The 12,319-nt window shown below is 37.4% G+C and carries 11 protein-coding genes and 1 tRNA gene; 10 read left to right on the forward strand and 2 right to left on the reverse strand.

Translation table 11 applies throughout. The features are described from left to right. Window positions 1–185: 185 nt before the first annotated feature. The 4 genes from ABE099_RS03995 (at window position 186) to ABE099_RS04010 (ending at window position 3,365) form a co-directional block, all read left to right on the forward strand. Window positions 186–1,241, forward strand: a complete 1,056-nt coding sequence (locus ABE099_RS03995; protein ID WP_430027589.1) for an LLM class flavin-dependent oxidoreductase — start codon at window positions 186–188, stop codon at window positions 1,239–1,241. 411 nt (window positions 1,242–1,652) lie between these two features. Next, window positions 1,653–2,423, forward strand: a complete 771-nt coding sequence (locus ABE099_RS04000; RefSeq protein WP_430027591.1) for an SDR family NAD(P)-dependent oxidoreductase — start codon at window positions 1,653–1,655, stop codon at window positions 2,421–2,423. A gap of 205 nt (window positions 2,424–2,628) precedes the next feature. Next, window positions 2,629–2,701: transfer RNA gene (locus ABE099_RS04005), tRNA-Lys, on the forward strand. Window positions 2,702–2,903: 202 nt separating this feature from the next. Next, the gene (locus tag ABE099_RS04010) at window positions 2,904–3,365 is read left to right on the forward strand and encodes a VOC family protein (protein ID WP_430027593.1); all 462 of its coding nucleotides are present in this window, start codon (window positions 2,904–2,906) and stop codon (window positions 3,363–3,365) included. Window positions 3,366–3,479: 114 nt separating this feature from the next. On the opposite strand, the gene ABE099_RS04015 is transcribed toward ABE099_RS04010, so the two are convergent. Beyond that, window positions 3,480–3,695, reverse strand: a complete 216-nt coding sequence (locus ABE099_RS04015; RefSeq protein WP_430027595.1) for a hypothetical protein — start codon at window positions 3,693–3,695, stop codon at window positions 3,480–3,482. Continuing rightward, on the reverse strand, window positions 3,647–4,048 hold the full coding sequence (locus tag ABE099_RS04020; RefSeq protein WP_430027597.1) for a sigma factor-like helix-turn-helix DNA-binding protein: 402 nt from the start codon (window positions 4,046–4,048) through the stop codon (window positions 3,647–3,649). The genes ABE099_RS04015 and ABE099_RS04020 overlap by 49 nt, the downstream gene beginning before the upstream one ends. A gap of 223 nt (window positions 4,049–4,271) precedes the next feature. Here ABE099_RS04020 and ABE099_RS04025 point away from each other — a divergent pair, with 223 nt between their 5' ends. The 6 genes from ABE099_RS04025 to ABE099_RS04050 all read left to right on the forward strand — a co-directional run bounded on the left by ABE099_RS04025 (window position 4,272) and on the right by ABE099_RS04050 (window position 12,171). Further along, window positions 4,272–5,990, forward strand: a complete 1,719-nt coding sequence (locus tag ABE099_RS04025; protein WP_430027599.1) for a DUF4127 family protein — start codon at window positions 4,272–4,274, stop codon at window positions 5,988–5,990. Window positions 5,991–6,205: 215 nt separating this feature from the next. Continuing rightward, window positions 6,206–6,973, forward strand: coding sequence for an endonuclease/exonuclease/phosphatase family protein (locus ABE099_RS04030; RefSeq protein WP_430027601.1), 768 nt, complete (start codon window positions 6,206–6,208; stop codon window positions 6,971–6,973). A 186-nt stretch (window positions 6,974–7,159) separates the two neighbouring features. Next, window positions 7,160–7,996 carry a BglG family transcription antiterminator LicT gene (gene licT, locus ABE099_RS04035; RefSeq protein ID WP_430027603.1) on the forward strand — a complete coding sequence of 279 codons (837 nt, stop codon included), beginning with the start codon at window positions 7,160–7,162 and terminating at the stop codon, window positions 7,994–7,996. Window positions 7,997–8,160: 164 nt separating this feature from the next. Next, window positions 8,161–10,080, forward strand: a complete 1,920-nt coding sequence (locus tag ABE099_RS04040) for a beta-glucoside-specific PTS transporter subunit IIABC (RefSeq protein ID WP_430027605.1) — start codon at window positions 8,161–8,163, stop codon at window positions 10,078–10,080. Between the two features lie 44 nt (window positions 10,081–10,124). After that, window positions 10,125–11,543, forward strand: a complete 1,419-nt coding sequence (locus ABE099_RS04045) for a glycoside hydrolase family 1 protein (RefSeq protein ID WP_430027607.1) — start codon at window positions 10,125–10,127, stop codon at window positions 11,541–11,543. A 157-nt stretch (window positions 11,544–11,700) separates the two neighbouring features. Next, window positions 11,701–12,171 carry an 8-oxo-dGTP diphosphatase gene (locus tag ABE099_RS04050; protein ID WP_430027609.1) on the forward strand — a complete coding sequence of 157 codons (471 nt, stop codon included), beginning with the start codon at window positions 11,701–11,703 and terminating at the stop codon, window positions 12,169–12,171. The last annotated feature ends 148 nt before the right edge of the window (window positions 12,172–12,319 follow it).

The following is a 12,319-nucleotide window of genomic DNA, read 5'->3' on the forward strand; positions in this document are numbered from 1 at the left end:
TAGATTTTTTAAATGCTAGTTCAGTTAAGGCTACCTATTTTAGTCGTTTTATTTTGGTGTAACGTTAGAACTGTAAATTGTATATTTTTTTGAGGTGTCTTGTCCTTGACTTGAAATGATATAATTTTAAAGTTGAATTTATTTAAATTTTTAAAATTAAAGATTTAGCTAAGGAGGGCAAGGCGTTGGAACTAGGGATTAGCACCTTTGCAGAGACAACACCCGATGTTGTAACAGGAAAAACGATGAGTCACGCGGAGCGATTGCGTGAAGTAGTGGAGGAAATTATACTTGCCGATGAGGTAGGGCTTGATGTATACGGGGTTGGTGAGCACCATCGTCCGGATTTTGCAGCTTCATCTCCTGCTGTAGTGATGGCAGCGGCGGCATCTCGTACAAAACATATAAGATTAACAAGTGCAGTGATGATTTTATCATCTTCTGATCCTGTACGTGTATTTCAAGATTTTGCAACATTAGATGGTGTATCGAATGGACGGGCAGAGCTGATGATTGGAAGAGGCTCCTTTACCGAATCATTTCCGTTATTTGGGTGTGACTTAGAGCAATACGAAGAGCTATTTGAAGAAAAATTAGACCTGTTATTACAAATTCAGAAGTCGGAAAAAATAACTTGGGAAGGAAAATATCGACCTGCTATACATAACTTAGGTATTTATCCTCGTCCTGTGCAGGCACCACTCCCGATATGGATTGCAAGTGCAGGTAGAAAGGAATCTGCTATACATGCTGGACAGCTTGGTTTACCTTTCGCTTTGGCGATAATTGGCAACGTTCATCCGTCTGCTTACGTAGAGCATGTTAGATTATATAAAGAGGCAGCAGCTCTGGCAGGGCATGATGTCTCAGCGCTCCCGATTGCAACACACTCTCATGGTTTTGTAGCGAAAACCTCTCAGGAGGCGATGGAGAAATTTTTCCCTTCGACACATGCTCGTACGAATGTTAGAGCGGTTGAAAAAGGGTTACCTCCTTATCATCGTGAGGACTTTGATGCCGCATGTCAGTTTGATGGCGCCTTGTATGTAGGTGATCCACGTACTGTCGCTGACAAAATCATTTATCTTCGTAAGCATGTTGGCGTAACGAGATTTTTATTACATGTTCCTCATGGCACGATGCCACATGCTGACGTGATGGAAGCGATCACTTTATTTGGCACAGAGGTAGCTCCTTTAGTACGCAAGGAGATAGCGGAGTGGGAGCAAGGGAAGGAATAGCAAAGAGCTTGAGCTACAATTCGCCCTCTAACCGGGTAATAGCCTGACTAAGGGCGGATTGGCTCACATTCAGTTAACAACACTTTAAATATAATAACTTTAGTTAAATAAAACGAATTGTTATACTAGATATAATCAGTATAGTAAGGATGTGAGGGCAGGCATATTTGGTTGAGGTCTTCACTTTTGTTTGGACGATCTTCTTTGGAAGCGCTTCATAATGGGACAGGCGCCTCTAAAAAGCAAATTTTTCTGGAGCCAATCATTTAAGAGGGCTTCAAGAAACTTATAAAAAATGTAAAAAAGTAAAATAATAGTATAATAGTATAATAGTATGTTTCTATATTGGCTTAAACAATGAACAAACGTTACACAAATGGATACTATAAACGAGGAAAGCAGGGATAAATAATGGGAAAATTTACTGATAAAGTTGCCATTGTTACAGGTGGGGCTTCGGGGATAGGTTATGCAATTGTTGAAGCATTGCTAAATGAAGGTGCACGGGTGGCCATTGCTGATCTGAATAAGGACAAGCTTGCCGAAATTGAGAAAGTCCACGCAGACAGAGTCATTGGCTGTATGGTGAATGTGACGAAGGAAGCAGATATTGAAGAGCTGGTGGCAAAAACGGTTGAGAAATTTGGTGGGCTTGACTTTGCGTTTAATGTTGCTGGTGCCTCAAAGCCGGGAGCGATTGTTGACCAAAGTGAGCAGGATTGGGACTTCACAGTTGACTTGTGCCTAAAGGGTGTTTTCCTGTCCGTTAAGCATGAAGCCAAGTATATGAAGGAAAACGGCGGTGGAGCCATTGTTAACGTGGCATCGCTGAACTCCCATGTTCCAATGTTCTATGGCGCAGCCTATTCCTCAGCGAAAGCTGGTGTAGAGATGCTGACTAAGAATGCTGCGTTGGAACTGGCGCAGCATCAAATTCGTGTGAATGCCCTTTTGCCTGGGTTGGTTGCTACACCGCTGACAAGTGGATTAACGAATGTTGAAGCTATCAATGCAGCTTATATGGAACGTATTCCTATGCGTCGCGCAGCTGATCCTAAAGAAATGGCGGGGCCAGCCCTGTTTTTGGTAAGTGACGAGGCCTCCTATGTCAATGGGGCAAGCCTAATTGTAGACGGGGCTTGGGCTGTCACAGGTTATCCAGATTTGAGCAAATTTATGTAACAATAGATGAAACCGCATGCTTCTCCTGTAATTTTGGTGCAAGCTTGCGGTTTTTTGTTTAACGACAAATGTTATAAAAAAATGTTGACACGCCCCTTGGAATATTATATATTATAGGAGTCGCTTTTGACGAAAGTAAATTAATTCCTTTAAGTAAAGTCACATTAAAACTGATTATTTTATATGTACTTTACACTCATATTGTGGATTGTTAGCTCAGTTGGTAGAGCATCTGACTCTTAATCAGGCGGTCCAGGGTTCGAGTCCCTGACAATCCATAGCAGAGAACGATAATAGATATCGTTCTTTTTTTGTGTTTAAATTTTGAAAAATAATTCTCTTAGCAAATCTGATTATGATTTTTTAGTAAATATAATATGAATAATTGGTAAAATTTATGTTAAAATACATTTTTGGTGTTTGGTTTTGTTAAAATATATATATAAATATAAAATCAACTGATAGAAAAGAGGTTAAATTATGATTACAGGCTTGTTTGAAACACATATTCATGTTGCTAATTTGGAAAGATCAGCAGATTTTTATGAAAATAAGCTAGGATTAACTTTAGCCTATGAGGATAGTAGACGTTGTCGTTTTTATTGGCTTGGTGGCCCTCGAAAAGCGATGTTAGGTTTATGGGAGAAGGAAGCGGATCAAATTATTTCTCAACATTATGCATTTGAAACCTCTAATGAGAAAATGAAAGGTATTGTTCCCTGGTTAAAGGAACGTGGTATTCAAGTACGTAACTTTTTAAATGATGGCACGGAAGAACCATTCGTGTTTGGATGGATGCCTGCTGTTTCTATATACTTCTCGGACCCTGATGGACATTCATTGGAATTCATATCCATTTTACCCGATGAACCTCAGCCTAAATTAGGCGTTGTTGCTTGGAAACAGTGGGAATTACAGCATGGTAGAAGCCTAGAATCTTAAAAGTAAAAAATACTCAGGAGTACAAAGCTACACCTAGACCTTGATATAGACATTAAGTAGCTGTAATGGAATGCATGTACAATGTAAACCCAATACAGCTACTTTTATAGCAGATCACCAATTTTCTTTAACGTAAGCCAAAAACTCTACAATGATAGAAGCAATCGCTTCTTCTTGGGGCAGATGTATGTATTTGCTTGAGTTTAGAATGTCATCTTTAAAGAGTTCAATTAATTGCATTGTTGCCTCTTGATCATCATTTTTTGTTGCCTCCAGTAATGCTATGAATTGACTGTCTGGGATAATTGTTGAAGCATTTTTCTTTTCCATTTATTCACCGCCTGTTGACTCAAATTAAGTTCCTTAGATACTTCTGCCTCAGTTTGATCTTGGATATACAGCTTATGTAAAATTAATCTTCCCTTAGGAGGTAAGCTGCTGATAAGGTCATTAACTAAAATTTTGTTGTCTACTTGCGTAGTAAAATCACACTGTAAATTTGACTGTAAACCTAATGGTAAATAGGATCGCAAACCAGTTTTGGAGCTGATTGTGTTTGTATCCTGATAAGGTAATTCATGATTGCGAATTTTTTTAGCTCTGTATTGTACTCTCCAGCCAATACGATATATTTCTGTCTGATAGGCTTGAAATACACTTTTCTTCTCTTTTAATCTCGTCACAGTTTAATTCCTCCTATTCTTTTTTTTAGCTTCTTTTTTTAATTACTGAATTAATTATGTATACCTATAGGGTAAGGATAAATATATTTTAACAACCAAAAATAGAACATTTGTTCTTATTATACCATATTTTACAATAAGGTTGTAATGTAAGGCAATAAAACTCCTATATATATGAGGGCACAAAATAATCCCTATCTTATATGTTTAAGGAGTGTTAATAATGAAAAAAGTATTGTATGTTCCTTTGGATGACAGACCTGTAAACTTGGACGATGTTATTATGCAAGGGAAAAGTGCAGGGATTTCGGTAATTACGCCACACGCCAAGGATATTAAAAATAGGTTAGATACAGCAATGACTGCTGAGGGTACACGAGTAACAAGTACATATCAACCAAGTTTTGGTGATCCGCAACAATTACGTGTATTTATTGAGCAAAATGCTCATAAAGTGGATGGTTTTATTATTTCAATAGATATGCTTGTATATGGTGGTTTAATTGGTAGTCGTCGTCTTCGTTCAAATGGAGGAGGGGCTTATCCAAATTATGATCCTTCCGCAACGTATTTGTTAGAGGTATTAACTCAAATTAAAGAGCAATATCCACAAAAGCCGTTATATGTAATGGATACAATTATGCGACTTGCGACTACCGTTCAAGTAGAAGGTTTGACGATGGATGCCTATACCGAATCTAGAAGCATAATGCAACAGCCACGTCCTGATGAACAAGATTTTGAGTCAATTTTGCAAGATTATGATAAGAAGGATGATGGAGATTACTTTGAAGAAAGTATCCATTTTAATAAAGAGCAATATTACAATGCACGTCGTCATAAATTTAAAACTAATCGTTATGTTTTAGAGCAGCTAGCGAAGCAAGGTGTCATTGACTTTTTAGCTATTGGTGTTGATGATGCATATGTTTCGGGGGTGCAAGCAAATGAAATTCACTGGATCGAAGGTAAGATTAATGAATGGTTTGAAGGTAATCAAGGGCAAAATCCAGATAAAGCTATTATTTTACCGGATGCGGATGGATTAGGACATGCTTTGCTTGCAAGAATGGCGACTTTTTTATATGGTGTTGATTCAAAATTGAAGTATAACGTAACATACTTTGGGCCACATGGCTCAACGATAATTAATCCATATGAATATATGAGCGTGCATCAGAACATTGTACATCATGTTGATATTATTGGCGGAACATTGGAGTCAGATTCAGAATCAGAGTCAAATCAATATGATGTCCATATCATCGCAATTACCGATCCTGAAGAAAGTCCAGTGGCTGTAGAAGTGATGGAGGCGAACGCCATTAACCAGATTCCAACGATTGTTGTTGATTTTACAGGTGGAGGCGCAGCGAATGAAACTGTAACCACAGCTTTGCTAGACAGCCCTGCGACTGGTCAATTGTTTGGTTATAGCGGCTGGAATACAGCGGGAAATAAGCTTGGTATCGCATTAGGAATGGGACAAGCAAGATATATTTTTCTGAAAAATGAAGAGGCTATTCCTCTATTGAATTCGAGCCTAGCGGCACATGGCTCATTATTGTTTAAGCGTTTTTTAAAGGATTACTATTATAAAAAGCTGGTAATTGCAGTTATCCGTAATGCGTCTAATCAACGTGCCAAATATACTAATGTTACTGGACATCAAAACCTAGTTTTGTTCCATACGCCGACTGAATATACCTTATTTACAGCGATGTTACGTGACGAAATGCAACAAGCTACTGCACAATTAGCTTTACAGCCAGCATTTTCATCAGCGCAATTTCATGAAGCAAAGCAAGTATGGAAAATTGATGGGCATACGTGGCATTATGCGCCTTATGGCGATGTTACACTTGAAGAATCAAATCCAGCATTTACATGGGGACGAGCCTTTGAAATTACGCTCCAGCCACAGGTTGTTTTTAGTACATAAACTTTTGGAATTTATCTCATAGCTTAGAAATAAGCATTTGCAGTCATTAATAATTAACTTATGAACATCAAGGAGCAGTCTCTGGATCAAAAAATGGATTCGGAACTGCTCTTGGACTACCCTTTATCTTTTTATCAGTGGGAAAAATAGTGCTATAATAGGGACGGAATTCTTCTAATCACTTCATTCATATAATAGGGAGATGCTAAGAAAACATGCTTAAGGTGATGAGCTTTAATCTACGAACAGCTACCGTCGTTGATGCACATCCTTGGAATAAAAGATTACCTGTAGCCACTGCGCTTATTGAGCAATATGAACCCGGTGTTATCGGAACACAAGAAGGAATATTGCAGCAAATTCAAGATTTAGATCATGCTTTGCTTGCGTATAGCTGGGTTGGGGTAGGTAGAGAAAGTGATGGGAACGGCGAGATGATGGCTGTTTTTTATCGTCATGATATATTCAAAGTTCTAGACTCGGGACATTTTTGGTTATCGGATACGCCTCAAGTGGCTGGCTCAAAAACATGGGGCAATCATTATCCACGCATGGCAACTTGGGTGAAATTTGAAAATAAAAATAATGGACAGGTCTTTTATTTCCTCAACACTCATCTTGATCATGAAATTGAAGAAGCAAGAGTGCTTGGGGTCAAACTTCTAGCCAATCAAATTAACAAATGGGGCAAAGAATCCGATGTGATTGTGACAGGAGATTTTAACTGTGAAATAGGGACAAGTGCCGCCTATCAAATTTTGACAGACGAAGCACAGCTTAATGATGGAATTCAAGATGCAGAGATAGTTGTGCATGGTGAGTATGGAACCTTTCATGATTATGCTGGGGGTAGTGATGGTGAAATGATCGATTGGATTTTATATCGTGGCGTCTTAACAAGCCGAAGAAGTGAACGAATATTGATACATAAGGGTGGTCAATATCCAAGTGATCATTATCCTGTCATGGTTACATTGGAATAAATTAACTTTAAAATAAGCGTTGACATTAATAAAGTATTAAAGCTATAATGACTTTGAAGTTAATGAATCCGTTTTCTTAAACTGAATGTATCTTTAAGGATTGTTACTGATTATGCAGGCAAGACCTTAACAAGGGGAATCTTTGTTAAGGTCTTTTTTATTGTATTTTTTCAGGAGGTGTTTATGGTGCAAATTAAAAAAGTTATTAACCATAACACAATTACAGCAGAAGATGATCATGGTAATGAATTGATCTTAATGGGTAAAGGGCTTGGTTTTCAAAAACGAACGGGGGATGAGATTGACGAGAGAAAAATTGAGAAGCGATTCTTTCTTGAAAATAAAGGATTGTATGATAAGTTTAAAAAGCTATTAAATGAGATTTCTCCTGAAACGATGAAATTATGTGATGATGTCATAAGTTATGCAAGACGTCAACTCAAGAGAAGCTTGAGTGAAAATATTTACTTATCTCTTCCAGATCATATTAGTATGGCAATTGAGCGTTATCATAAGGGACATCTGGTGAGTAACGGACTAATATGGGAAATCAAACGAATGTACCCTGAGGAATTCAAAATTGGGATATACGGTTTGGAGTTGCTTAAGAAGGAGTTTGACATAGAACTTCCTGAGGATGAAGCTGGGTTTATAGCAATGCATTTCGTTAATGCTCAATTAAATGAAGAAATGCATAATGTGGTGAATATAACTAAGCTGTTAAAGGAAATATTACGTATTGTAGAATATCATTTCAACATTACTTTAGATGAAAATTCCATGAATTATTTTAGGTTTGTTACACATCTTAAGTTTTTCGCACAGCGAATATTTAATCATACTGCTTTAGGCGATAATGATAAGGTGCTGTATGAAGTAGTGAAAAAAAATTATCCGGATTCTTATGAATGTGTGAAAAAAATAAACCTAATGTTGGAAGATAAATATAATCATTTCATGTCTGTCGATGAAAAGCTATATCTGATGATGCATACTCAACGTATTATTAGTAGAGACAACTGAATTTATTAATCAGGAAAGTTACTGTTCGGCAGGCGTGACCTGAATCTATGGATTTTAAGCAAAATCCATAGATTCAGGTCATTTTTTATATAAAGTATTTTATACAAAATTTGTTACAAGCTGCAAACAACGGATCTTAAATATTTTCAAGAGGAGAGGAAACTATGAAGTATAAGCAGTTAGCAACACAAATCATTGAATATGTAGGTGGCGAAGAGAACATTAGTCATCTTATACATTGTGCAACAAGACTTAGATTTACATTAAAGAATGATAGTAAGGCAAACAAGGACAACCTACAAAAGCTTGATGGGGTAATCAGTGTTGTACAAAGTGGTGGACAATATCAGGTAGTCATAGGGAATAATGTAGCTGATGTTTATGCTGAAATTATAGGACAGACTAATTTTCAAAATTCGTCAAATGGTAGTAATGATGGTTCGTCTACAAGTAATGGCTCTCTTATTGGCAAGGCAATTGATTTAATCTCTAGTATTTTTAGTCCGCTATTGGGAATACTTGCAGGCGCAGGTTTATTGAAAGGGTTGTTATCTGTTACAACTACCTTCAACTGGTTAGATCCAGCGGGTGGTACTTACAAAATGTTGTACGCGGCGGCAGATAGCTTCTTCTATTTTCTACCATTTTTCTTAGCTTATACAACTGCACGTAAATTTAAAACTAGTCCTTTTATTGCTATGGCAATTGCGGGTGCATTAGTGTATCCAGATATCGTAGCATTCCAAGCAGCAGGAACCCAGATTGATTTCTTTGGCATACCTGTTGTCTTGATGAAATATTCCACAACTGTCATTCCAATTATTTTAGCTGTCTGGATATTGTCCTACTTAGAGTCATTCCTGAAAAAGCATTTACATGACAGCATTCGTAACTTGTTCACTTCAATTTTATGTTTGGTTGTGATGGTTCCTGTAACTTATTTGGTTCTGGGTCCTATTGGAACCTATGTAGGTACTGGTTTAGCAAATGGGATTAGTTGGACTTATAATTTAAGCCCAATCGTAGCAGGTTTTGTAGTGGGATCTATTTTTCAGGTTCTCGTTATTTTTGGTATTCATTGGGGACTTATTCCTATCATGCTTAATAACATTACGAAATATGGTCGTGACACGATTAGTCCTTTATATGGTCCAGCTATTGTTGCCCAAGCAGGTTCGGCTTTAGGTGTTTTCCTTAAAACAAAAAACAAGAAATTAAAAACTGTCTCTATGTCTGCTTTTATTACAGGTCTATTTGGCGTTACAGAACCAGCGATTTATGGTGTGAATTTGAAATTAAAGAAACCGTTTATTATAGCGTGCTTGAGTGGTGGTGTAGGTGGTGCAATTGCAGGTGCCTACCACGCTTCTGCTGTCGCACTTGTTCCTAAAAGTATTTTGACATTCCCAGCATTTGTTGGACCTGGCTTTATGGGTTATGTTATTGGCTTTATTGTAGCATTTATACTAAGCGTAGTCTTAACTTACATTGTTGGATTTAATGATCCTGTTGATGAAGAAGCGACTACAAAAGTATCTCCAGAAAATACAAGTAAGGAAGTAACAGCGACTACAAAATCGACTACAGAAAATACAAGTGCGGAAGTAACTACAAATCGATCTCCCTACCGTAAAGAAATAGTAGTAAGTCCATTAAATGGGGATGTGATTTCGCTAAAAGAAATGAAGGATGAGGCATTTTCCTCTTTGGCAATGGGGAAAGGAGTAGCGATTATTCCGAATGAAGGAAAGGTATATTCCCCTGTTGCTGGAAAGATTGCGATGGTAATTCGTACTGGTCATGCTTATAGTATTGTTGCTGAAAATGGTGCGGAGCTGCTGATTCATGTCGGTGTAGATACGGTTAAGCTTAAGGGCAAATACTTTAATCCAAAAGTTAAAGAAGGCGATATCGTTAAGGCAGGGGATTTAATAGCAGAATTTGATCTTGAGAAAATTATCGCAGAAGGATATGAAATTACGACACCAGTTATTGTTTCTAACACCTCTGACTTTTTAGATGTAGTCGTTACTAAAGAGGATGATGTTGTAAAAGGCGAGCCTATTTTCACAATTGTAGGATAGAAAAAATAGTAATAGCATGATGATAAAATGTGGGAGGTAATCATATGAGCAAGCTCGATAAAGTATTTCCTGAAAACTTTTTGTGGGGAGGAGCAATTGCAGCTAATCAAGCTGAAGGGGCATGGAATGTTGATGGCAAAGGACCATCCATCGCAGATGTTTCAAGGGGTGGTATTATTTCAGGTGTTTCTGATATGGCTGTTGACCCTACTAAATTTTATGCTAGTCATGAGGCAATTGATTTTTATCATCGTTATAAAGAGGATGTTGCTTTATTTGCTGAGATGGGCTTTACGTTATTCCGTACTTCTATTGCTTGGTCACGTATTTTCCCTAAGGGAGATGAGGATGCACCAAACGAAGCAGGCTTGCAGTTTTACGATGATTTATTTGATGAATTATTGCACCATGGTATTCAACCGATGATCACCATTTCACATTATGAAACACCACTACATTTAGCAAATGAATATGGTGGCTGGGAAAATGAAAAATTAATTACCTTCTTTAATCGTTACTGTGAAGTGATCTTTAACCGTTACAAAGAGAAAGTTAAATATTGGATGACCTTTAACGAGGTTAATAATATGCATAAAATACCATTTGCAACGGGGGCTTGTCGTATTGAGGAAGGACCTGATCGTTTACAACGTCTATATCAAGCTAGTCACAACTTATTAGTGGCTAACGCTCATGCTGTAAGATTAGGCAAAGAAATTATGCCTCAGAATCAAGTTGGATGTATGCTATCGTTAAGTGCCTTTTATCCGAATACATGTCACCCTGATGACGTATTTGAGGCCTATGAGTTTCGAAGAAGATCGTTATTTTATTCTGACGTGATGCTTCGAGGGCATTACCCAGCTTATGCTTATCGAATCTGGGATGAAAATAACATTAAGCTTAATATACGTCCGGGTGAGCTTGAATTAATTCGTGATCATACTTGTGCTTTCCTTGCATTTAGCTACTATTTAAGTTCTACTCATAAAGCAGGCATGCCAATCTTAAGTTCCACTGGGGGAAGCAGGGGAATTGACAATCCTTATCTAGAGAAAACTAATTATGGCTGGACCATTGATCCTAAGGGTTTACGTTATGTATGTAATGAGTTGTATGATCGGTATGAAAAGCCACTATTTATTGTTGAAAATGGGTATGGTGGTATAGATGAAATTAGTGAAGATGGAAAGATACATGATCCATATCGAGTAGATTATGTGAAGAAGCACTTAATCGAGATTCAGGAAGCTATTTTAGATGGCTGTGAAATTTTAGGTTATGCTTATTGGGGACCAATTGATATCGTTAGTGCGGGTACGGGTGAAATGCGCAAGCGTTATGGATTTATTTATGTGGATCGAGATAATGATGGAAATGGAACCTTAGAAAGAATAAAGAAGGATAGCTTTGATTGGTATAAAGAGGTTATCGAGACAAACGGAAGAAGCTTATTTGAATAAAGAAGTAGTTTAAACTTAAAGAAAATGGCTATTCTAACATAGTCATTTTTCTTTATTTATTTGTATCCATTTTACTATGCGACTTTACTATACAACAAAAAATTATGCTATAATCCCTTAATGTAAAAAGATCAAATTTAGAAAGAAGTTGCATGGAATGGAACGGACAGAGCTAACAAATATGTGTATGATTGAAGATCCCGTTACAGGTAAAGTGCTTGTACAAAATCGTATTAAAGGCAGCTGGACAGGTATTGCTTTCCCAGGAGGTCATTTAGAGGAAGGAGAATCTATCGTTGATTCTACGATTCGGGAAATCTACGAGGAAACAGGACTCAAAATTTCTGATCTAACAATGGTAGGCGTGAAAAATTGGTATAGTGATTCTCCGCAGGTGGAGGAACGTTATAGATATATTGTATTTTTATTTACGGCTACTAGCTTTGAAGGCCAATTGATAGAAGGTGGGGAAGAAGGGGAGGTATTTTGGGTACATAAGGAAGAATTACCTACAATGAAGCTTGCGCGAGGGTTTGGCGAGATGCTCGAAGTGTTTATTAAGCCTAATGTAAATGAGCATTATATCTTTATTGATCAGTCTGGAAAACAAAAAGTTTGTTTGAAGTAGTTATAAACGTTATTAAAAATGTGGTTGATAGCGTAAGGCAGCCCAAAGGCTTGTTCAACAGTCCAACACATGTTAATACTTTTGCTTTTTGAGAGCGTATCATTTTTACTTTAGACTGCCTATCACTACCAACCACATTGACTAAAAT

Source organism: Paenibacillus turicensis (assembly GCF_050461185.1).
Taxonomy (GTDB): Bacteria; Bacillota; Bacilli; order Paenibacillales; family Paenibacillaceae; genus Fontibacillus; species Fontibacillus turicensis_A.

What these genes read in the sequence shown, in the direction of transcription:
- ABE099_RS04000 (WP_430027591.1), top strand. Translation starts at nt 1,653, where the DNA reads ATGGGAAAATTTACTGATAAAGTTGCCATTGTTACAGGTGGGGCTTCG.
- ABE099_RS04010 (WP_430027593.1), top strand. Translation starts at nt 2,904, where the DNA reads ATGATTACAGGCTTGTTTGAAACACATATTCATGTTGCTAATTTGGAA.
- ABE099_RS04015 (WP_430027595.1), bottom strand. Translation starts at nt 3,695, where the DNA reads ATGGAAAAGAAAAATGCTTCAACAATTATCCCAGACAGTCAATTCATA.
- ABE099_RS04025 (WP_430027599.1), top strand. Translation starts at nt 4,272, where the DNA reads ATGAAAAAAGTATTGTATGTTCCTTTGGATGACAGACCTGTAAACTTG.
- ABE099_RS04030 (WP_430027601.1), top strand. Translation starts at nt 6,206, where the DNA reads ATGCTTAAGGTGATGAGCTTTAATCTACGAACAGCTACCGTCGTTGAT.
- ABE099_RS04040 (WP_430027605.1), top strand. Translation starts at nt 8,161, where the DNA reads ATGAAGTATAAGCAGTTAGCAACACAAATCATTGAATATGTAGGTGGC.
- ABE099_RS04045 (WP_430027607.1), top strand. Translation starts at nt 10,125, where the DNA reads ATGAGCAAGCTCGATAAAGTATTTCCTGAAAACTTTTTGTGGGGAGGA.
- ABE099_RS04050 (WP_430027609.1), top strand. Translation starts at nt 11,701, where the DNA reads ATGGAACGGACAGAGCTAACAAATATGTGTATGATTGAAGATCCCGTT.